General features: G+C 54.2%; 23 protein-coding genes. 8 read left to right on the forward strand and 15 right to left on the reverse strand.

All coding sequences use genetic code 11. The features are described 5' to 3' along the window. Window positions 1-40 precede the first annotated feature (40 nt). Window positions 41-1,396: an oxygen-independent coproporphyrinogen III oxidase gene (hemN, locus tag PFRI_RS17270; RefSeq protein ID WP_072631949.1), complete on the forward strand. Its 1,356-nt coding sequence runs from the start codon at window positions 41-43 to the stop codon at window positions 1,394-1,396. A gap of 111 nt (window positions 1,397-1,507) precedes the next feature. On the opposite strand, the gene denD is transcribed toward hemN, so the two are convergent. After that, complete coding sequence (gene denD, locus PFRI_RS17275) at window positions 1,508-2,473, reverse strand: D-erythronate dehydrogenase (RefSeq protein WP_072631950.1); 966 nt, start codon at window positions 2,471-2,473, stop codon at window positions 1,508-1,510. A gap of 200 nt (window positions 2,474-2,673) precedes the next feature. Here denD and PFRI_RS17280 point away from each other — a divergent pair, with 200 nt between their 5' ends. Genes PFRI_RS17280 through PFRI_RS17295 form a run of 4 tightly spaced genes read left to right on the forward strand, consistent with a single transcriptional unit; the run spans window position 2,674 to window position 5,834 of the window. Continuing rightward, the gene (locus tag PFRI_RS17280) at window positions 2,674-3,423 is read left to right on the forward strand and encodes an SDR family oxidoreductase (RefSeq protein WP_072631951.1); all 750 of its coding nucleotides are present in this window, start codon (window positions 2,674-2,676) and stop codon (window positions 3,421-3,423) included. Between the two features lie 37 nt (window positions 3,424-3,460). Beyond that, window positions 3,461-4,309, forward strand: coding sequence for a fumarylacetoacetate hydrolase family protein (locus PFRI_RS17285; protein WP_072631952.1), 849 nt, complete (start codon window positions 3,461-3,463; stop codon window positions 4,307-4,309). After that, window positions 4,302-5,225 carry a 2-hydroxyacid dehydrogenase gene (locus PFRI_RS17290; protein ID WP_072631953.1) on the forward strand — a complete coding sequence of 308 codons (924 nt, stop codon included), beginning with the start codon at window positions 4,302-4,304 and terminating at the stop codon, window positions 5,223-5,225. Before PFRI_RS17285 ends, PFRI_RS17290 begins: the two co-directional genes overlap by 8 nt. A gap of 18 nt (window positions 5,226-5,243) precedes the next feature. After that, window positions 5,244-5,834, forward strand: coding sequence for a LysE family translocator (locus tag PFRI_RS17295; protein ID WP_072631954.1), 591 nt, complete (start codon window positions 5,244-5,246; stop codon window positions 5,832-5,834). 85 nt (window positions 5,835-5,919) lie between these two features. On the opposite strand, the gene PFRI_RS17300 is transcribed toward PFRI_RS17295, so the two are convergent. From PFRI_RS17300 to PFRI_RS17365, 14 genes are all read right to left on the reverse strand, one after another. Next, window positions 5,920-6,684 (reverse strand): hydroxypyruvate isomerase family protein, encoded by a 765-nt coding sequence (locus tag PFRI_RS17300; RefSeq protein ID WP_072631955.1) that lies wholly within the window; start codon window positions 6,682-6,684, stop codon window positions 5,920-5,922. Between the two features lie 71 nt (window positions 6,685-6,755). Further along, entirely contained in the window at window positions 6,756-7,781 is a 1,026-nt protein-coding gene (locus PFRI_RS17305) for a branched-chain amino acid ABC transporter permease (protein WP_072631956.1), read from the reverse strand. After that, complete coding sequence (locus PFRI_RS17310) at window positions 7,778-8,641, reverse strand: branched-chain amino acid ABC transporter permease (RefSeq protein ID WP_072631957.1); 864 nt, start codon at window positions 8,639-8,641, stop codon at window positions 7,778-7,780. The genes PFRI_RS17305 and PFRI_RS17310 overlap by 4 nt, the downstream gene beginning before the upstream one ends. Continuing rightward, window positions 8,642-9,349 carry an ABC transporter ATP-binding protein gene (locus PFRI_RS17315; protein ID WP_072631958.1) on the reverse strand — a complete coding sequence of 236 codons (708 nt, stop codon included), beginning with the start codon at window positions 9,347-9,349 and terminating at the stop codon, window positions 8,642-8,644. Next, window positions 9,342-10,070 carry an ABC transporter ATP-binding protein gene (locus PFRI_RS17320; protein WP_072631959.1) on the reverse strand — a complete coding sequence of 243 codons (729 nt, stop codon included), beginning with the start codon at window positions 10,068-10,070 and terminating at the stop codon, window positions 9,342-9,344. The genes PFRI_RS17315 and PFRI_RS17320 overlap by 8 nt, the downstream gene beginning before the upstream one ends. A gap of 54 nt (window positions 10,071-10,124) precedes the next feature. Next, on the reverse strand, window positions 10,125-11,405 hold the full coding sequence (locus PFRI_RS17325) for an ABC transporter substrate-binding protein (protein WP_072631960.1): 1,281 nt from the start codon (window positions 11,403-11,405) through the stop codon (window positions 10,125-10,127). A 48-nt stretch (window positions 11,406-11,453) separates the two neighbouring features. Further along, window positions 11,454-13,208, reverse strand: coding sequence for an FAD-dependent monooxygenase (locus PFRI_RS17330; RefSeq protein WP_072631961.1), 1,755 nt, complete (start codon window positions 13,206-13,208; stop codon window positions 11,454-11,456). Between the two features lie 29 nt (window positions 13,209-13,237). Beyond that, window positions 13,238-14,107 carry a dioxygenase family protein gene (locus tag PFRI_RS17335; protein ID WP_072631962.1) on the reverse strand — a complete coding sequence of 290 codons (870 nt, stop codon included), beginning with the start codon at window positions 14,105-14,107 and terminating at the stop codon, window positions 13,238-13,240. Window positions 14,108-14,118: 11 nt separating this feature from the next. After that, the gene (locus PFRI_RS17340) at window positions 14,119-15,423 is read right to left on the reverse strand and encodes a TRAP transporter large permease (RefSeq protein ID WP_072631963.1); all 1,305 of its coding nucleotides are present in this window, start codon (window positions 15,421-15,423) and stop codon (window positions 14,119-14,121) included. Continuing rightward, window positions 15,420-15,965, reverse strand: coding sequence for a TRAP transporter small permease subunit (locus tag PFRI_RS17345; protein WP_072631964.1), 546 nt, complete (start codon window positions 15,963-15,965; stop codon window positions 15,420-15,422). The genes PFRI_RS17340 and PFRI_RS17345 overlap by 4 nt, the downstream gene beginning before the upstream one ends. 30 nt (window positions 15,966-15,995) lie before the next feature. Next, window positions 15,996-17,069 (reverse strand): C4-dicarboxylate TRAP transporter substrate-binding protein, encoded by a 1,074-nt coding sequence (locus tag PFRI_RS17350; protein WP_072631965.1) that lies wholly within the window; start codon window positions 17,067-17,069, stop codon window positions 15,996-15,998. A gap of 46 nt (window positions 17,070-17,115) precedes the next feature. Next, a complete protein-coding gene (locus PFRI_RS17355; RefSeq protein ID WP_072631966.1) occupies window positions 17,116-17,574 on the reverse strand; it encodes an OsmC family protein in 459 nt (152 codons plus the stop codon). Between the two features lie 12 nt (window positions 17,575-17,586). Next, the gene (locus PFRI_RS17360; RefSeq protein ID WP_084649747.1) at window positions 17,587-18,252 is read right to left on the reverse strand and encodes a malonic semialdehyde reductase; all 666 of its coding nucleotides are present in this window, start codon (window positions 18,250-18,252) and stop codon (window positions 17,587-17,589) included. Continuing rightward, complete coding sequence (locus PFRI_RS17365; protein ID WP_072631967.1) at window positions 18,249-19,118, reverse strand: fumarylacetoacetate hydrolase family protein; 870 nt, start codon at window positions 19,116-19,118, stop codon at window positions 18,249-18,251. The genes PFRI_RS17360 and PFRI_RS17365 overlap by 4 nt, the downstream gene beginning before the upstream one ends. An 86-nt stretch (window positions 19,119-19,204) precedes the next feature. Between PFRI_RS17365 and PFRI_RS17370 the strand changes: the two genes are divergently transcribed. The 3 genes from PFRI_RS17370 to mhpA are packed head-to-tail and all read left to right on the forward strand — an operon-like array spanning window position 19,205 to window position 21,870. Next, on the forward strand, window positions 19,205-19,591 hold the full coding sequence (locus PFRI_RS17370) for a YciI family protein (RefSeq protein ID WP_072631968.1): 387 nt from the start codon (window positions 19,205-19,207) through the stop codon (window positions 19,589-19,591). Between the two features lie 44 nt (window positions 19,592-19,635). Continuing rightward, complete coding sequence (locus tag PFRI_RS17375) at window positions 19,636-20,301, forward strand: GntR family transcriptional regulator (protein ID WP_072631969.1); 666 nt, start codon at window positions 19,636-19,638, stop codon at window positions 20,299-20,301. Then, on the forward strand, window positions 20,302-21,870 hold the full coding sequence (gene mhpA, locus PFRI_RS17380) for a bifunctional 3-(3-hydroxy-phenyl)propionate/3-hydroxycinnamic acid hydroxylase MhpA (protein ID WP_072631970.1): 1,569 nt from the start codon (window positions 20,302-20,304) through the stop codon (window positions 21,868-21,870).

A 21,870-nucleotide genomic window follows, 5' to 3' on the forward strand; every position in this document is an offset into this window, starting at 1 on the left:
CATCAATGTTGTTGGCTAGAGCTTCAGCTTACGTAGATGTATGGAAAATATCGACCCCTTTTTGCGACATGGCCTCTTTGATGCGAAAGTGCCGCGTTATACGAGCTATCCTCCCGCGAACCACTTTCAGAATGATGTCGGCCATAGACGTCAATCCGAGTGGCTTTCTTGCGTAGAAAGTGACGAATCGGTTTCGATCTATGTGCATATCCCATTTTGTAAGCGCCTGTGCTGGTTTTGCGCCTGTCGCACGCAGGGGACACAAACGATGCGCACGGTGGACGCTTATGTCCAAACTTTGTTGAAAGAGATATCGGCGGTTCGGGCCACGTTGCCCAAGACAATAACAATGGGCCGCCTCCACCTTGGTGGTGGCACACCGACAATTTTGTCGCCGAAAACCATGAAGCGCCTGTTAAGTGCGATATTTGATGCCTTTGATCCTAGTAACGACTTTGAGTTTTCGGTCGAAATTGACCCTACCGAAGCCTCAGAGCCACTTTTGCAAACATTGATCGACTTTGGCATGAACCGTGCGAGCATTGGCGTTCAAGACTTCGCACCAGAAGTTCAGGCGGCCATCGGACGGCTTCAGTCTTTGGAAGAAACCACAGCCGTGCTTGATTTTTTGCGCTCCGCTGGACTACAGGCGATAAACCTCGATTTGCTATACGGCCTACCGTTTCAAACGGAAGAGAGTTTTCGCCAAACGCTCGCGCATGTCATCGACATGAACCCTGATCGTCTCGCGATTTATGGATACGCGCATGTGCCTTGGATGTCGAAGCGTCAAGTTTTGATAAAGGCAGAAACATTGCCCGATACGAAGCAGCGTTTCGAACTCGCCAACATCGCGCATGACACGATGCGAGACGCAGGTTTTGCCGCGATTGGTATCGATCATTTCGCCAAGCCGACTGACAGTCTGTATAAATCGAACAAAGCTGGTGAGCTAAGGCGTAATTTCCAAGGCTATACCGATGATCAAAGCGAGACTTTGATCGGTTTCGGTGCCTCTGCCATTTCGCGCTTCAGAGGCGGTTATCAGCAAAACGCTGTCGCAACTTCCGCTTATCAAGACCGGGTTTCAATCGAAGGTTTCGCAGCTCACAAAGGCTATGAGATGAGCGATACAGACACGCTCATCTCAGCAATGATCGAAGAGTTGATGTGCCGCTTTCATTTCCCCACGCGTGAGCTGCAAACACGCTTTCCCGAGCATGCACACCTCATTCGCCAAACCTCCATCGCGCTGATGTCGCGCTACACAGATGTGTTCAATATCAACAGCACTGGTTTGGAAATGCGCCCCGAAACATACGCACTCGTACGGATTGTTGCGCACTATATCGATGCGTTCAACAGCTCTGAAGTCGCGCATGCAGCAGCGATCTAGACAGGCTTGAACAGCCTCAAAATACCGCCCACCATTATGGGGCGAGCGGTATCTCGAGGAATGCTTGCAGGCTCAGCTTGATCAAGGATCCAATCGGCGGCTGGCGATGCTTTAGCGTTCCAAATCTTCGTCAATGTAGACCGCAATGATCTCGTCGAAGTTCGCTTCTGACGTAAAGCCAAGCTCAATCGCGCGTTGCGGGTCAAAATCGCGTGGCCACTCGCCGACCATGGCCATAATCGCTTCGTCAGGAACATGCTTGATCAAATCGACCGCTCTTTGCCCTGCCGCTCGACGCAAAGCTTCGATCTGCTCTTCCACCGTGCAACTATATCCCGGCAAATTCAGCGCGCGTCGCCCGTCGAGCAGGTCAGTATCAAGCATCGCCGCGTGGGTTATAAACCCTGCTGCAGAACGTGGGCTCGCGTGCCAGTGACGCACCGTGTCTTGCACGGGCAAAATTGCTTCGACCCCATTTAACGGCTCACGAATAATTCCCGAGAAAAATGAAGACGCTGCTTTGTTCGCTTCGCCCGGTCGCACGCAGATTGTGGGCAAGCGTAGCGAAACCCCGTCCACAGATCCTTTGCGCGAGAAGTCAGAGAGCATCAATTCACATGCTGCCTTTTGCGCGCCGTAGCTTGTTTGCGGGGCGGATAGGAATTCATCGCCGATCTTGTCTGGATAAGGCCCGCCAAACACCGCGATAGACGAGGTGAAAACGACGCGCGGGCGATAGGTGCCGCCGCTCGCGTCGTGCTGATCCTTAAGCGCATTGAGCAAATACCACATGGACATCATATTGACGTCCCAGCCCAGCTCGAACTCTTGCTCGGCCTGTCCTGACACGATGGACGCGAGTTGGAAAATGTAATCAGGCTTGCTGGCCACGAGCTTTGTCGCCGTAGCCGGATCAGCGATATTACCAGTGATCGAAGTCAAACCAAGATTGCCACTCGGAAACGCGCGATCAAAGAGTGTGATGTCAGCCGCACCAAACGTGTTTTCGTGAACGATTTTTTGCGCCATTTTCTGGCCAATCATCCCACCGCCACCAAGGATCAAAATCTTCTGCATGCTGTGATCACCCTAACTTTGCGAGCACGATAGAGAGCGGATCGCGCCAAAGCAACGCTGTCAAAAATTTGCAAAGCGTCATTTTTCAGACTCTTCCGTAAAACACCAAATTCTGACCTCGGAAGCGATGGTCAAATCAAATCCTCTGGCCTACGCTCTGTTCCAAATGCATTTGAGACCGTTTTGGAAAAAGGACCACTATGGGAAACAGGCTTTCGGGAAAACGCGCGCTCGTGACAGCGGCGGCTCAAGGGATTGGGCGCGCGAGTGCGCTCGCCATGGCGCGCGAGGGCGCGCAGGTCTTTGCCACAGATGTAAATATGGATGCGCTGGCAACGCTCGAAGACGCGAATATCGACGTCTTCGAGTTGAATGCGATGGACGCACAGAGCGTAAATGCGGGCGTTGCACGCGCAAATCCTGACATATTGTTCAATTGCGCAGGCTTCGTTCACAGCGGTTCCATCCTTGACGCGGAAGAGGACGAATTCGAGTTTGCGATGGACCTTAACGTACGCTCCATGATGCGCACAATAAAAGCCGCCTTGCCCGCCATGTTAGAGCGCGGCACAGGATCAATCATAAATATGTCCTCTGCCGCAGGTTCCGTTATTGGCGCACCCAATCGCTTTATCTACGGTACGAGTAAAGCCGCTGTTGTGGGCCTGACGAAATCTGTCGCCGCAGACTATGTCGCACAGGGCATTCGGTGTAACTGCATCTGCCCCGGCACCGTCGAAAGCCCAAGCTGGCACGACCGTGTCACCGCCCTTGGTGAACAACTTGGCAGTCGTGACGAAGCACTCGCGCAGTTTGTCGCCCGCCAACCCATGGGGCGTGTGGCGAGCGCCGAAGAAATCGCAGCGCTGGTGGTGTATCTTGCCAGTGACGAGAGCGCCTTCACCACAGGCCATCCGCATGTCATCGACGGCGGTTGGTCCGGCCAATAGTGCCATTTCGCTGAATACTTAAGAGTTAGGATCTAATATGAAACTTCTACGTTATGGCGCGCTTGGCGCTGAAAAACCCGGGCTTTTGGATAACGCAGGCCTGCTACGCGATCTCTCTGGACATGTGGATGACATCACGGGTGACACGCTTGATGATGTAACGCTCGCCAAGTTACGCGCGCTCGATCCAGCCGATTTACCAATTGTTGAGGGCGAACAGCGCATCGGTGCCTGCGTCGGCAATATTGGCAAGTTTTTGTGCATTGGCCTGAACTACTCTGACCATGCGGCAGAAACAGGCGCGGCCATTCCCAAGCATCCAATTTTGTTTTTCAAAGCGAACTCTGCAATCGTTGGCCCTTACGATGATGTTGTCATGCCTCGCGGATCAACACACACAGATTGGGAGGTCGAACTCGGCGTCGTTATCGGCAAAGAAGCGAAATACGTGAGCAAGGAAGACGCGCTCGATTATGTCGCTGGCTATTGCATCGTCAACGATGTCTCCGAGCGACATTTTCAAAACAACCTGACGGGTCAATGGACCAAAGGCAAATCCTGCGACACCTTCGGGCCAACAGGTCCATGGCTGGTGACCCGCGATGAAGTGGGTGACCCTCAGAACCTCAATATGACTTGCGACGTCAACGGCAAGCGCATGCAGACTGGCACGACATCGACGATGATCTTCACAGTGGCAGAAATCATTGAACACCTGAGCCAGCTCTTTACCCTTCATCCGGGTGATGTGATCACGACGGGCACACCGCCCGGTGTCGGCATGGGCATCAAGCCGGAACCAATCTACCTGAAGAAAGGCGATGTGATGGACCTCACCATCGAAGGTTTGGGGCACCAGCGCCAAAACGTCGATCAAGATGCCTGATCTGTTGCAAATTGGGGGTCTAACAGAAGTGATGAAAGCGCGGCTGGAATCCGCGTTTACGATCCGCCAGCTCGACGCATTTGAACCTGAAAAAATAACCCATGTGATGACCAACGGTCATGACGGGATTGATCCAGAACTCATGGCGTCGCTCACCAATCTCAAGCTGATCAGTAGCAATGGCGTTGGCTATGACGCGATTGATGCTGACACCGCTGCACGCCGTGGAATTTACGTCACACATACACCAAACGTACTGAACGCAGAAGTCGCGACCACTGCTGTCTTACTCATGCTCGCATGCTACCGCGAATTGCTACGTGACGACGCTTACGTGCGATCAGGCACTTGGGACACTGAGGGTAATCCACCGCTGACCCGCAGCGCGGACAATCAAACTGTTGGCATCTTGGGCTTGGGTCGCATCGGCCACGAGATTGCAAAAAAGCTTGCCCCTTGGAACGCCAAGATCCTCTATCATTCCCGCACCAAAAAGGACGTGACATACACCTATTATGACAATCTGACCGCAATGGCCTTGGATTGTGATGTCTTGATCTGCATCACCCCTGGTGGCCCCTCAACGCATAAGATCGTCAACAAAGAAGTGCTGGAGGCGCTTGGCCCAAACGGCACCTTGATCAACGTCAGTCGCGGCTCTGTCGTGGATGAGACCGCACTAATAGAAGCGCTGCAAAGTGGGGCTTTGGGCTGGGCAGGTCTGGATGTGTTTGAGGCGGAACCAAACGTCCCTCAAGCGCTGCGCGATTTATCAAACACAGTTTTGCTACCGCATGTGGGCAGCGCTACGGTGGAAACACGCGCGGCCATGGGGGCATTGACGGTTGATAACCTCTTGCAGCATTTGAAAGACGCAACTGTGATCAGTCCTGTCCCAGAATGCGCGCATCTGTGATGGCAAAGGCGTGACAGCATGATTGAATTCATCATCGCGGTTATTTTCCTGCTCATCACCCCCGGCCCCGGTGTTTTGACAACTGCGGGGATTGGCGCAGCGTTCGGCTATCGCGCTGGATTTAGCTTTGTTGGCGGACTGATGCTTGGTGGTTTCATCAATATGATGATTGTCATTTCCGGTGTTGCGGCATTGGTTCTGGCAGTGCCTTCTTTGCGCACCGTATTGCTTGTCGCATCGGTGGCCTATCTGCTCTACCTCGCGTGGCGCATCGCGAGCGCTGGGGCGAAGGTTGGGTTTGCACCCGCACAAACGCCGCTCGGGTTCAAAAACGGTCTCATGCTACAATTCATCAACCCCAAAGCTTACGTTGTCAGCACAACGCTCTTTTCGGGATTCATTTTCCTGCCAGAAAGCCCCTTTGTTGAAGTCGTACTAAAACTGATTGTGTTCAACTGCATATGGCTGCCTGTTCATTTGGCATGGCTTGCGTTTGGCGCGAAAATTGGCAGCCTCAATCTTTCGCAAAACCGTCAACGTGCGATAAACATCGGTATGGCACTGGCACTGTTGGTCGTCGTAGGCATCGCCCTTTGGACATCGTTTTGAAGCTTAAAGTAGCTTTAGCACACGAAACCTCAGCCACATTCATCCTATGAAATCCAACATCACCAATGATCACTCTGTGCGTGGGCTAGCCTAGGGTTGTCATCCAGTTCAAACTTTCACCTGTTAGGCCAAGGGGTTTGTATTCTGCACCCAATGGCCTGTCCCATCCCAGCGCATCGATCTGTTTGAAAATGACCTTGTAGTCCACCTCCCCCTGATCCGGCGCACCGCGATCAGGAACAGAGGCGAATTGGATATGACCAATGATCGGCATCAACCTCTCGAGCTGTGCACCGACTTGGCTCTCCGTCCGACCGACATGATAGCAATCAAACATCAGCCGCAAATTGGGTGCGTTCAATTCGTGGATAATCTGCTCCGCTTGCGCCGTGTCACGCAAGAAATAGTTGGGCGCATCAAAGCCGTTCAAAGGTTCGATCAAGATCGTGAGATCATGCCCACGCGCCATTTCACAAGCCACTTTTAGGTTACGCACAAACGTCTCACGTGCTTCCGCACCGTTTGCGTTCCCAGCCATTACATGGATCGCACCTGCGCCTATAACACCTGCATAGGCTATTGATTGTGATATCGCGGCAAGCGCTTCATCCTCGCGACCAACCAACGCGAACACTCCGTACTCGCCAGCCGCGACATCCCCACGGCGAGTGTTCAATGCAAGAACCGGCAAGCCTGTTTCATCGAGCGCCGCTCTCACATCTTGCGCTGGGGTATCATAAGGCCAGTGAAGTTCTACAGCAGCAAAGCCCGCCGCTTTCGCAGCACGGATAGCGTCAGACAGAGGCAGCTCTGTCCACAAGAACCCGAGGTTTGCAGAAAAACGGCTCATAGATTGCACTCCGTATTTGGACCACGAAAAGCAGGGGTAAGCACCATCATCACTGAAAAGAAAATGCGCCCTTAACGCTTCGCTTGATCATTCAACTTCACCCGATACCGCAGCGGAAAAAGCTGCATGTCATACCGCTCCACGATAAAGCCCCACACGCCTTTAGGCGCTTTCAGCATCACCACTATCGCCACGATACCCAGCACGATCAGATAGGTCGTGCCAAGATCTGCCAACGTCTCGCGCAGGGCAAAGAATATGAGCGTGCCGATGATTGGCCCTTCAATCGTACCAATCCCACCGATCACGACGATGAAGATCACAAAAGCCGTCCAATCATTGACCGAAAACGCAGCATCCGGTGAGATCCGCAACTTTTGCAAAAAGATCAAAGCGCCAAGCATTGCAGTCAAACCGCTCGCGACCACATAGACCACGAATTTGGTACGCCAAATGTCGATGCCGAGCGACCCCGCCGCGAGCTCATTGTCGCGAATTGCCGTTAACGCGAGGCCTCTGCGCGAGCGCAGCAGCAAATAAACAACTGTGATTGCGGTCACTGCAGCACCAAGAGCCATCCAATAAGCCAAGCTTTCGCGCCCCGATCTGGAACTCGCAAGCGAGCGCACAATGCCAACAGGCAGCGACGATCCTGAGCCGCCGCCGAGTGCGGATATTTGTGCGAAGGACAATCGAAACACTTCGGCAATCACCCATGTACCGATCGCAAAATAGGCTCCGCGCAAACGAAAGATTAGCGTGGCAACTGGGATTGCGATCAAAGCCCCAAGAACCCCTGCCCCTGCAATCGCGTATAAAGGGTGCAAGCCGCCAAAAATCGTCAGCGCGAACAACATGTAACCGCCGAATCCCACGTAAGCTTGCTGTCCCACAGAAACCAGTCCCGCATAGCCCGCCATCAGGTTCCAAAGGCTCGCAAGTGCAAGGTAGAGGAAAAGCTCGCCCATGAGCCGCATGTCCGCGCGCCCTGCCCACCAAGGTGCCGCGATCAAGACCATCAAAACCAAAGCCCCAAGAACGCCAGCAACGCGTGCCGCTTGGGACGTGCGCGAAATACTATGTGTTTGGTTGCTCATCCGCTCACCCTCGGGAAAAGGCCGTTAGGACGGATCGCCAGCACCACCAAAAACGCGATATGCCCCGCGAGCAATTGCCAACCCGGGTCGATCTTCGCACCGACCGTCTGTGCAACCCCCAAGATGACCCCGCCGATCAGCGTGCCCCAAAGATTGCCTAAACCGCCAATGATCACCGCTTCAAACCCATAGATCAGACGCGCTCCGCCTGCCGTCGGATCAAAACTTGTACGGATGCCGAGCAAAATCCCCGCAATCGCCGTCACGGCCAGCGCGAGCGCCATGGCAAGGCCAAAGATGTGGCGTTTGTTCAACCCCATCAGTTGCGCGATTTCTTGATTGTCCGAAACGGCGCGGAAAGAGCGGCCCAAAGGCGTGCGATAAAAGATGAATTGCAACCCAGCGATGACAGCGACCGCAATCGCAAAGGTGAGCAGCGGCAAAACACCCAAGGACAGCCCACCAACACTCACACTTGCGGTTTCAAGCACGCCAGCGTTCATCTTTTGTGGATCAGCAGTGTAGCCCTCGAGAAACAGGTTTTGCAGGATCACGGACAGGCCAAAGGTCACTAAAAGCGGCGGCAAAATATCGTCGCCGAGAGTCTTGTTCAGGATCCCGCGTTGTAACACATAGCCGATCGCCGCCATCGTCGGGACAACAAAAACCAGCGCCAGCAACGGGTGCAAGCCAGTCGCCATGACAACCGTCAGACCCAAATAGGCGCCCAAGACGATCAGATCACCATGGGCAATATTGACCAAGCGCATCACCCCAAAAATCAGCGAAAGCCCTGCGGCGAAGAGCGCGTAGAGCCCTCCGAGCAAGGTGCCTTGGACAATCGCATTCACCCAATCCATCTATGCCACCCCGAAATACGCGCGGCTGATCGCCTCGCGGCTAATGTTTGCAGATGGCCCTTCGAGCGACACGCGCCCCTCCATCAAGCAATAGACGCGATCAGAGACAGACAGCGCTTTGGAGATATCCTGTTCCACAATCACCGCCGACATGCCGTCGCCGACAATGCCCGGAAGTGCGTCGTAGATGGATTTGATAATGACCGGTGCAAGACCGAGCGAGATTTCATCGAACAAGATCAAATCAGGGTTTGACATGAGCGCGCGACCAATAGCGACCATCTGCTGTTGCCCGCCTGAGAGAGCCGTTGACGGATAAGCGCGGCGTTCTTTGAGAACAGGGAACAGCTCGAACACGGCGCTCAACGACCATGGCCCTTCGCGGTTCAGCCGACCGCCAATCAGCAGGTTTTCTTCGACGGAAAGCGATGGGAAAAGCTGGCGACCCTCTGGCACCAAAGCGATGCCGAGTGCTGCGATCTCATCGGCTCTAAGCGCCCCGATTGGCGTGCCGCAATAAACGACCTGCGCCGCCGCGTTGGACATTAGACCTGACACAGAGCGCAACAAAGTCGTTTTACCTGCGCCATTTGCACCAATGATCGCAAGGACTTCGCCCTCGTGCATTTCCAAATCAACGCCATAAAGCGCTTGGAAATCGCCATAGTGCGCCTCGAGACGGTTGAGCGATAGGATCGGTTCAGGCATCTATTTCGATCCCCAGATAAATTTCCTGCACTTCTGGGCTGGCCATGATTTCTTTTGGCGCGCCTTCGGCAATCTTGGAGCCAAAATCAATGACGATCAAACGGTCAACAACGGCAACTAAAGCATGCACAACATGCTCGATCCAGATAATCGATACGCCGCTCGCATGAATGTCTTTGATCGTTTGAATGAGCGACGTGCATTCGCTTTCAGTCAAGCCACCCGCGATCTCGTCGAGCATCAAAAGCTTGGGCTTGGCGCAGAGCGCACGGGTGAGTTCCAAACGTTTACGATCCAGCAAAGTAAGACTACCCGCCAACGTATTTGCTTTGTCCAAAAGCGCGGTCTGATCCAGCACATCAAGACATAGCTGTTCCGCTGCCTGCCCTGACAATCCAGACGCTTGGGTCGCTGCAACCATTGCGTTCTCGAACACGCTCATTCCAGAAAACGGCTGCGGCACTTGGAACGAGCGCGCCATGCCTGCACGACACCGACGCGCAGCGGAATGTTTGGTGACGTTTTCACCTTCAAACAGAATCGCGCCACTGTCGGGTGCAAGCGTACCGGTGATCAGGTTGAACATCGTCGTCTTGCCCGCGCCATTGGGACCGATGACACCAAGCGCCTCGCCGCTGTTCAAACCAAAGCTCAGATCATCCGCGACAGTCACCGCGCCGAAAGCTTTGCTCAGCTTATCAAGTTGCAAAATTGGAGCCATTTGTTCTTTCAAAAGAGTTGGTTGCGGCGAGACCGCCCGCCGCAACCGATCCGCTTAAATGAGCTTCAGCTCACCCGTGAGTGGAATATCGGTATGCGCAGAGTTAGCGACGATCTTGAGATCAAACGTGTCGCCCTCTTTCTGCCATTGCCCGCCAACGAGCGGCGTTTTGGAAACGTTTTTCACAGGACCATTGGACCAATCCACAGTGCCGACAATCGTGTCGAGCTTCGTGGCGGCAATCGCCGCTGTGATTGCTTCATAGTCTTCAAGATCCTCGGCACGTTTGATCACATCCGCAGCCACCTCAAAGAGCGCATGTTTAAAGCCAATCGGCTGGGTCCAAGGGCGGCCAGTCGCGGTAGTATACCCCCCTGCGAGGTCTTTCGCCGTTGTACCATCAAGCGAGGACGCGAAGGGGTGATGTGGCGACCACCAGACCTCCGAGGTCAAACCATCTGCACGATCACCATAGCTGTCGATCACGGTCGGGAAAAGCAGCGCTTTGCCCACTGTGACGACTTTCGGCGCGAAGCCTTGCTGCGCAGCTTGCGACCAGAAGGTGCCAAAGTCCGGCGGGATCATCACGCCTGTGACGATTTCGCAACCTGCATCACGGAAAGCTGCAATCTGGTTAGAGAAGTCATCCGAAAGCGGCTGGTAGCGACCCGGATCAACGAGGTTATAGCCCGCACCGGCAAGCGCAGGTGGCAGGCCAAGTTTCGGATCTCCCCAAGCATTGCCGTCCGCATCATTCGGGAACAGACCACCGACATTCTTCGCGACACCGCTTTGGCCCCACATATCAAGAAAGACGCCAATGACGTCTTCAAGACCCCAAAAGAAGTGATAGGTGCTCTGGAACCCTTCCGCAGGATTGCCGCCACGGCCAAAGAAATAGGGCTGCCAAGGCGCATCGGTGGTGATGCACGGCACTTCGTTAATCTCGCATTGATCCGCGACGGGGTTTGTCGTGTCAGGTGTCGCAGCGGCGAGCATGATGTCGACTTCATCGCCAAGGATCAAATCGGCGGCAACTTCAGCAGCGCGGTTCGGATTGGACTGGCTGTCGCGCGTGATAATCTCAACGTTCCAGCTCGAGCCGTTGTTTTCAAGGCCACCCGAAAAGGTCTTGCGAATGCCCTCAAGCACATAATCATCCGCCTCAGCAAAACCCGCGAGAGGTCCCGTTTTAGGGCTGACAAAGCCGACTTTAAGCGTTTTGTTTTGCGCATACGCACGCGTGCCAGAGATGATCGCTGGCGCGGCAACAGCGGCAGCGGTCCCCGCCAAAAAGCCGCGACGCGTGGGATGTCTGAGTTTCGTAATCTTCATATCTTCCTCCAAGTTGCAGCCATTTTGGCCCTTATTATTTGTATATTTCTAGAGCGCGAGAATGCTGATCATCACGCGCTTGAGGTCTGCTTTAGGATCAACGCTCAGCGCGTCACTGCGCCAGCACACATGCTGATCGGGGCGCACGAAAACGCAGCCAGCGTCGCCAATCTCGCGGGTGCGCGCCCAGTCTCCGGTGTGATCCACGTAGGTTTGACGAGGACCAATGACGTGACACACGATCTCAATGCCCAAAGCATCGCCAACGGCTTTCGCAGCCTCACACCAAGCTTCACCACCAAGTCCCGTTAGCAAAGTGAACTTGCCCCCACCGACCAGATCTAGCGTCGAGTGTTTGCCGCCAATCGCATCAAAAACCCAAGCATGCGGAATGCGTGCCCCTGGCCATGTTGTCGGTTGGTAATGCAGCACCTCATCCTTGGCGAACGCAGGTTCCACCTGCTCGTCCGTCACAATTGCATCGGATGCATAGCGCTGATTCATCTCGATACCATGCGCATCAAACTCATACTTCTTAAACGCAATCGCCGCATTCAAAGCGGCGCGTTGCGCTTCGGCCTGTGGGTCAGTTCCACACCGTGCATCCATGTTAGCTTTGATATTGTCGATGTCGCTACCACCAGTCATACCGAGCGCTTCAAAGATAGGGCCAAACTCACCGATGGATTGGTTTGCGCGCGTTACGATCTGCTTGGCTATTGGTGCACGCTCCGTGTTGTAGCTCTCAAGCAGGGCTTGGCCCGCCTGCCCTTTCAGCACGCTTGCAAGCTTCCAGCACAGGTTGAACGCATCCTGAATAGAGGTATTCGAGCCAAGCCCGTTTGAGGGCGGATGACGGTGCGCCGCATCACCCATGATAAAGACGCGCCCCTTCGAGAGTTGCTCCGCATATGCATCATTCACGGTCCATGTGTTGGCGCTTAGAAGTTCGATCTCGAGCCCTGGATCACCGACCAATTGGCGCGCCACATCGGTCACCATTTGCTGATCCACCACAGGTGCTGGTTCATTGATGTCGTAGCCCCAAACGATCAGCCATTCGTTCCAAGGGCGGATCATCCGCACAAGGCCCATGCCGATGCCACCTACATCTGCACCGGGCTGCATCACCCAGTACAAAACCGACGGACGATGCGCGACGTATTTGCTCAGGTCCGCTTTGAACAGGATGTTCATCGAGCCGCCGACACCCATCTTGCCCGCAATCGGCAGGTCTTCATGTTCAGCCACCAGCGAATTGCCCCCATCTGCGCCGATCAGGTATTTCGAGCGAATAGTGATTTCCTTGCCGGTCATACGATCCAGGCAGGTCGTCGTCACGCCGTCGCTATCCTGAACGTGGCGCAAATATTCAGTATTCATCCGCGCGTTGCTGCCGCGCTTACAAGCGGTCTTGAACAGCAAGGGTTCCATGAAGGTTTGCGGCAGATCGTTCATAAACGTCGGGCTGCTCATCAGATGTTCGGCTTTGGACAGGGGATGCGTGCCCCAGCTTTTCATACGACCTATCTCTTCGCCTGCGAGGCTTTCGCAAAAGACGTTCTCGCCCATCAACTCTTGCTCGGTGGCAAAAAGATATGCCTCTTGTTCGACCTCATGGCCGAGATCGCGCAGCACCTCCATCGTGCGTTGGTTGGTGATATGCGCACGCGGTGTGTTGGCCAGCCAGCGATAGCGATTGATCACCACATTCTCGATCCCGTAACTCGACAAAAGCGCAGCTGACGATGATCCTGCAGGACCTGTGCCAATGATGAGAACGTCCGTGGTGATATCAACCATATACCTATCCTTTGTGCTAAGTCCGAGTGTTATGCCTTGGGCGCGAGTGTGACATCAAACGTCACTTGGAGAAAGTTTTCTGTCACTTTGCCAGACACTTCCATGCCCTCAGGAAACTCCGATGCGGGCTTTTCCACATAGGTCATCACCAAATCGTTGCGCACGCCAAAGACCGTGTCTTGGTCCAGATACGGATCGTCATCGGGGAAAATTTCGGTCACAAGGGGCTGAAACCCCGGCGCTGTCACGATGTAGTGCAGGTGCGATGGACGCCATGGATGACGGCCGCAGGCGCGTAGGATGTCGCCAACAGGACCGTCGGACGGTACCGTATATTCCACAGGTTTCACCGTCGTAAACGCGTATTTGCCATCCTCGCCAACCGTCATCAGACCATGGAAAGAATAGGTGTCCTGCTCTTGGTCCTGGCTCGCATAAAGCCCATTGGGCGCTGTCTGCCAGATATCGATCTGAGCACCGGCAATCGGGTTGCCAGCGGTGTCCTTGATCACCCCTTCTGCAAGCAACATTGGCCCGCCGTAGTGGCGTTTCATATCCCCGCCATAGGCAAGCGGAGGCGCACCGGAAACATGGAATGGCCCCAACACAGATGAACTTGTCGCGTCCTCGCTAGAATTGATCATGTCGATCAAGGACGACATTCCTAACACATCAGAGGCGAGCACAAATTCATGGCGGTCCTCGGTCTCGATCGCGGCGCAGCCCTCAAGGAAAGCAATCCCTGCGCGCCACTCTTCATGGGTCAGCTTTGTTTCGCGGGCGAAGTCATGCAAATGCTGCACCAACGACCCGATAATTTCGCGCGTTCGCGGGTCCGTGTCCTTTGACACATAGCCCATGAAAACGTCGGTGATATTGTCTTTGGTGACTGTGCGCATGGGATGGCTCCTTAGATGAGGGCGAGGCTGAGTATTGGAAATTCGATGAGGATAAACAAAACGATGAGCATGACAAGGGCGAAGGGCAGCGCGCCCATGAAGACGTCCTTGAGCGAGATGCGATCATCATCGATCGTCGATTTGATCACGAAACACGATATGCCGAGCGGCGGTGTGAGTAGACCAATTTCAGCGCCAACGACTGTGATGATGCCAAACCAGATAAGCGACAGATCCATCGCTTCGATCATTGGCAAGAACAGCGGTACAACGATCAGGATGATAGAGGCTGTGTCGAGCAACGTGCCGAGAAAGAGCATCAGCAAAACATAGAGCAACATGATGGTCCAAAAAGATGCTGAGTTGCCAGCAAGGATATCTTGCAGTTGGTTAGGTAACCCTGCAAGGCCGAGCATGCGACTGTAGATCGACGCGGCGGTGATCAAAAACAGGATCGCAGCGGTGATGTGACCGGTTTCAAGCAGTGCTTCCCAGAACCCTTTGAGCGACATAGAGCGACGCACAATCGCGATAATCAGAGCGACGAGTGCGCCTGTAGCGCCTGCTTCTACGGCGGTCATCCAGCCGGTGTAGATACCACCCAGAACAATCGTGATCAGCAAAAGCGTCGGCAGCGTTTTCGAGGCGACTTCGCGCTTCGTCATCCATTCGGTATCTTCCACAATGCGACCACCCACGAAATTCGGAGTGAAACGGCCCATGAACCAGATCGCGCCCACATAGGCGATGGCCAACAGGATACCAGGGATCACACCTGCGAGGAACATATCGCCTACGGATTGCTCGGACACGAACGAATAGATGATCAACATCGCAGAGGGTGGAATGATCATTCCAAGCACTGATGAGCCCGCAACAACGCCAACAGCGAAGCTCTTGTTATATTCCTGCGCCATCATCTGCGGAACAGAGACTTTGGTGAAAACCGAAGCGGAAGCGATGGAGGAGCCTGTGACGGCGGCGAACACAGCATTCGCGCCCACGGTGGCCATGCCGATCCCACCTTTGACCTTGCGAAAGCGCATTGTCATGACCTCATAGATATCGCGCCCCAGCCCCGCTTTTGAGACTATGAGGCCCATGAAGGTGAATAACGGGATAGTCGCGAACGAATACTCCATAGCGCTGTCGCCAACGGCGATCTTGAGTAGGTTCAGGGCGAGCGTAAAGTTGTCCCGCATCAGCCAGATTGACACGAACGACACCATGCCCAGCGCGATTGGGATGTAGACGCCCGAGTAGATCAGAAAGACGATGGCAACGACCGAGATGAGGCCGATCTCGATGGGGGTCATGTGTTGTTCTCGCTTTTTGCCGCTTCGAGGTGTGGACGATCAACAGCCGTGATGACCTTCAGAACAAAGATCAGACAGGCCAATGCTGTGCCGAAAGAAAAGACCAATTTCACAGGCCACCAAGGCAGCGTGAACAGGCCCGGCACGCCGAAGTAGTCTTGCGTGTCCCACATGTGTAAAAACTCGGGGAATGTGATGTAGGCGATCAGCCCCATGAAGATTGCCGAAAGCGCGTTGATGATCCGGCGCATATTGGCTGCCATGTTGGGGCTGCGTTGACCGAGCAGGTTGAGAAAGCCGTCAGATCGGGTCAAACGATCCACGCGCACCACGTCTGCGAGCTGTAGAAAGACGATCATCACCACAGAAAATTGCACCATCTCGTAGGTGCCCTTGATAGGCGATGAAAAAACGCCGCGTGCAATGACGTCGACGTTCAGAACCACCACCAACGCCAGAACGACAAGCGTGCCTAAGGCGTTGGAAGCGATTGCCGCGAGGTTGGCGATCCGGGTAATCCTCGCCAGCGTTGTTTTTAGCATAGCTTGGTTAATCCCTGATCGCCGATCCCTTTATTCAGCCGTCCAATCACGAACGCCCTCGTAGCCCGCGTCTTTCAGCTTGCCGATGTAAGCTGCGAGCATTGCTGTGCCATCTTCGCCCTTGTCGTTCAGGGTCGTCGCCCACTCAGCCGCAATATTTGGCATCGCATTTGCCCAAGCTGCGCGATCCTCAGACGAAACGTCAATGATCTTACCGCCGCCTTCGACATAGGCCGCTTCAGAAGCCGCAGCGCGGTCCATCGCAATACCAGCAACGTGGTCACGGTAATCAATCGCAACCGCTTTCAACACATCTTTGACGCCATCAGGCAGTTTCGCCCAGTAGTCTGCGTTCACTGTAATTGTCTTTGAGTTCACAGCGCCAAGGTCTGCTTTGAGCATATAGGGCGCAACTTCGGCAATTTTGAAAGTCTTCGCCGCTTCTGGCCAGAGCATTCCACAATCCACAAGACCGGTTTGCAGCATGTTGTAGAAGTCCGTCAGACCACCACGCACGCCTGCTGCGTCTTTGATACCCTCGAGATAGCGCAAGTTCAGACCTGCGCCTGCAACCTTTTTGCCTTCAAGATCAGCAATGGACGACACTTCGGACGTGCAGAACATCTGGTAGCTGTCGAGCACAACACCCGTTGCCAAATAGACTTGGTTCTGTGCTGCGAATTCGTTCTGCATGGCAGGGAATTCACGCGCGATTTCGTCCACGGCCTTGGCAACCGCGCGCGCATCTGAGGCGATGAAGGGTGTTGAGCCAGAAATGCCCTGGCTTGGCAATTTGGAACTGTGGAAGATCGTTGTGACGATACCGATGTCACCGAGACCAAGCTGAACGCCTTCGAGAACGCCGCGCGGCTTCACGATGGAGCCACCGTAGTTTTCCTGCCAGCTCATCTTGTATTCGCCGGTCTCTGCGAGGCGCTTGTCGACCTCGGGAATGAAGAAGTTGGTGAACTCTTTCACCCAAAGCGCGCGCGCCGGGTAGCCATCGATCACAACTGCTGACACGCTTTTTTGCGCTGCTGCGGGCAGTGCCATCGCAGTCGCAAGCGCGGCACCCATCATTCCTTTTTTGGTCCAGCTTTTCATGTGTTTTCCTCCCAGAAACATGTGAGCATTTTCGCTCTTTTTTATATCAGTATATCTTTATCCAATTCACTGTCAGATCAGTCCCCGCCGATGTAAACAGCTTGGCGATGGCGCAAAACTTTGCTGTTTCAACGCCAACCTTTGTCAGCGCATCCTGCGACGCGTCCGTTTTGCAATTCACGTTCAAAGTGATCTCAGGAAAGGGAACGTCGATCTCTTCTTGCATCATCACGCCACGACGGTCGAACTTGCAATCTGCATCGATCGTGACCTCGCCTAAAGCGACCCCTAAGCGATGTGCGCATTTATGGCCGATCACATTGGTACAGGCGATTAAAGCGGTCATTGCGGCCTCGGTCGGGGTCGGACCCAGATTAGTTCCATCGCGCTCGATCGGCTCGTCGATCACCACATTCAAGTCCCGCACTGGAATTTCCGTACGCGAGTGCGTCGGGCATTCGGCCTTGGCACGATAGGTCACTACGGTCTTCATCTTGATAGCCATGCGGCTGGTCCTTTAAGCGTATGAGCAGACTTGATCGAACGAAAAGCGTGGTAGTTTTTGGAATAACGCAGACTCATCCGCATAGCCAATATTGCATAGAAAATTCGATTTGAGCGAGGTGCCTGCAAAAAATCCTTCATCGACGTCAGCGTTGGAAAAACCAGACATCGCGCCCACGTCCAATCCCAGCGCCCGCGCAGCAATCATCAGATAGGCCCCCTGAAGCGTGCCGTTGCGATAGGCTGTGTCTGCGATGAACGCATCTTTGCCCTCGAACAATTTGCGTCGGTCCTCATGCGGGAAGAGGAACGGCAGATCATTATAAAAGTTCAGATCATGTGCAATAATCGCCGTGACAGGCGCGCCCATCATCTTTGGAACATTCATCGGCTTCATAGTCTTGGCGAGACGTTCTTTACCCTCAGCGCTCTTCACGAACACGATGCGCGCGGGGCATGTGTTCATGCTCGTCGCGCCGTTGCTTACAATGTCGTAGATTTCTTCGAGCATCGCATCAGGGACAGGCTTGTCCGTCCACGCGTAATGCGAACGCGCCTCACGCAAGATTAGATCAATCGCATCATCCGAGAGGCGTTCAATACGCCCACGAAGGTCGCGATGACCCTGCTGTGCTGTCGCACACAAGGCGTCTAGGTCTGCGCCTGTCGGTGCGCTCATACTGTCATATCCTTTTCATCGACGATGGGGCTGGCACAAATGCCGATGCCTTCAATTTCAATCTCTACGGTTTCGCCTGGCTTCAACCAACGTGGCCCTGGCTTTTTCGCGTGCCCCACACCAGGAGGCGTGCCCATCGCAATCATGTCACCCGCCGCAAGTGTGGTGTATTCAGAGACAATTGCAATGATCTTGCGCACGTCCCAAATCATATTCGCGGTGTTGGAGTTTTGCAGAATTTCCGCACCTACACGGCTCTCTATGGTCAAACCCGCAGCGCCCTCAGGCACTTCATCAGGGGTCACAACAAAAGGGCCAATCGCACCCGTGTTGTCGAAATTCTTACCGGGCGTCCATTGATGTGTCTTGCGCTGGTATTCACGGATAGAGCCATCGTTAAACACCGTGTAGCCAAACACGTGATCCAGCGCATCTGCTTCTGAAATGTGACGACCGCCTTTGCCGATGATCAACATCAACTCAGCTTCGTAATCGAGCGTTTCAGAACAAGACGGACGCACCATTGGCTGGCCCGCCGCCATAATCGACGCCTTAGAGCGCATGAACAAGGCGGGGTACTCAGGAATGTCGTAACCGCCCTCTTTAATGTGATCCGTGTAGTTCAAACCAACGCAAATGATCGCACTAGGAGAGGCTACTGGAAGCGCGGGCGTGATCGAGGAAATCGCAACTTTTGGCGCATCAACGATCTGCGCCGCAACAGAATCGCTCAGCCCGCCTGCCTCAATAACCCCCATCAGATCAGACCCGACATTTGGATCCAGAGCTGTCAGATTCACAGCATTTTCGCCAGTGACAGCAAATACAGCCGATCCTTCAGCCGTTTCCCCAACGAGGTATTTCATAAGCAGCGTCCTTGTCTGTTCTCTTGATTTCTGCCGACAATCCTGACTACTGTCAATTAATATCGATATTTTATAAGGGGACCAAAATGGTTGCTTGGGCAGAGTATAAATCACAAGCGAAAGAGCGCGGCGCGTTGGCGTTGGAGCTCTACGCAGCGCATTCCACACCTGCGATGGCCCCCGAAGATGTAAAGGCGAACCTACCGGATCACTTGGCTTATCAAGCGCAGCTTGAGCGTGCTGGGCAACTTGCTTTTGCTGGCCCTATGTCGGACGAAAGCGGTGATCATATGCAAGGCGTTGGCTTGATCATCTACCGCGCGGACAGTCTTGAGGCTGCGCGCGCTTTGGCCGAAGGCGATCCAATGCACAAATCAGGCGCACGCACCTTTATTTTGCGCCGTTGGATGATAAATGAAGGGTCATTCAGTCTGAGCGTCGGTCTATCGACAGGTGGCACGACCCTCGCCTAGCCTGCGCGCCGATCTGTGCTGCAATCCCATCCGAGGACATCCTCATGAATGTTATGCCGAACCCTTTGACCAAAGACCGATCCGCGACCCACGGTTCGTACTTGCGGTTGCGCGATATGATCCTAACGGGTGACTTGCCACCTGGACAAAAGCTCAAAATCGAAGAGTTGCGCAGCTTGCTTGATACAGGGGCCAGCCCCGTGCGCGAAGCGTTAAGCCTTTTGACGTCCGACATGCTCGTCGAGCGGATTGATCAACGTGGATTTCGCGCAGCCCCTGTGAGCAAAGCCAATTTTGAAGAAATTCTTGCGCTGCGGTGTATGCTTGAAGAAAAGGCGCTGCGTGCCTCGCTTGCGGGCGCTGATAGCAGTTGGGAAGAGCAACTTGTTCTGGCACATCACCGCATGAAAAAGGCTGCGCAAAAAGGCGATAACGGCTTTGAGGAAGCGCATAAGGCCTTTCACATGGCACTTTTGGCCAATGCGAATATGCCTATGCTCGAACGCTACTGTGCGCAGCTTTATGATCTCAACATCCGCTACCGCAATCTTGCGGCGCGTGGTCCGCGCTATCGCACACGCAGCGTGCAGAATGAACATCAAGAGATCCTAGAGGCCTCACTCAAACGTGACGCCGATCTTGCGGCCCGCTTGTTGATTGATCACTATCGCAATACGGGCAACTATCTCAGCAGCCAAATGGACGCTTGAATGCAAAGCACAACTACTCAATTGCCTGATGCTGACATCGCGATTGTCGGCGCCGGCCCTGTCGGCCTTTTACTTGCAATATTACTCAGCAAGCACGGAATCAAAGTTACGCTCGTTGAGCGTTGGCCCGATATTTACGACCGCCCGCGTGCTGTCACGATGGATGCAGAAGTTGCACGTATCTTGGCGACTTTGGGAATCAACGTGGACGATGACCCTGCGTTCGAGAACCACAAAGAGCTGTATTATTGGAAAAACGCAGACCTTTTGGATTTACAAATCGTCGATTGGGAAAGCCTCGCTCCCTCGGGCTGGCACGTGACCTATTGGTTCAACCAACCCGAACTTGAAGCACGCCTGATCAAGATGGCAAGCCACATCCCGTCGATCACCATTCTACGCGGCTGGACTGTGAACGACGTCACGCAAGACGCCGATGCCGTGCACATCCGTATGAGTGACACGGCGAAAAGCGCAGAGCATCAAGCCTTGAGCGCGCGCTTTCTGGTGGGCGCTGATGGTGCGAACAGCTTTGTGCGCGAACATCTTGGCATTGGAGAAATCGACAAAGGCTACTTCTTTGACTGGCTCATCCTCGATATGATTCCCGATAAGGCTTACACAACTTCCCCAGCGCAATGGCAGCTTTGCGATCCAAAGCGCCCCACGACGATTGTGCCCGGTGGTCCGGGTCGTCGACGCTGGGAATTCATGCTTTTGCCTGATGAAGATCGTGATGAAATAGCCAAACCCGAAGCCGCGTGGCGCTTGCTCGAACCTTGGGGCCTGTCGCCTGAGAATGCAAAACTAGAGCGCAGCGCCGTTTATCAGTTCCAAGCCAAATGGGCGAAACAGTGGGTGCAAGATCGCTGCATGATTGCGGGCGATGCAGCCCATTTGATGCCCCCCTTTGCTGGCGAGGGCATGTGCGCAGGTTTGCGCGATGCGGTCGCTTTATCGTGGCGCTTGGCGGGCATCTTGGACGGCTCCTTGCCCCAAGATGTGCTGCAAAGCTACGAGAGCGAGCGGATGGAGCATGCAAAACACTACATCCAGTTTTCCCAAGACCTAGGCGAGATCATTTGCATCACCGATCCCGACAAAGCCGCTGAACGTGACGCGCGTATGATCGCAGAGCTAGACGCACGGAATCATCAGCCAATCACAGGCGATTTGGTGAAACTCGGCATAGGTGCTTGGTGTGAGGACACTGCTGGGGCGGGAGAACTCTCTCCGCAAGGGTTTGTGCGCTTTAACGCTATCGAGGATCGTTTCGATCAGGCCGTCGGGCAAAGCTGGATGATTCTTGCGATAGATCAGCGCACACAAGGATTGTTAAGCCCTGAGCAGTCCGAGCTGTTTGCGCAACTTAACGGTCGCGTGCTGTCTGTCGGCCCTGAGGGGTGCCATGTGCAAACGCTCGACGACAGTTATACGAAATGGATGCACGAGGTGGATGGTAACTACGCGATCATACGCCCTGATTTTTATGTGGCCGCTACGGCGAAGACGCCCCATGACGTCTCCGCTTGCTTTGATCAGATCACCGCGAAACTGGGGCTTACCTAA

Source organism: Planktotalea frisia, from assembly GCF_001890925.1.
Lineage (GTDB): Bacteria > Pseudomonadota > Alphaproteobacteria > Rhodobacterales > Rhodobacteraceae > Planktotalea > Planktotalea frisia.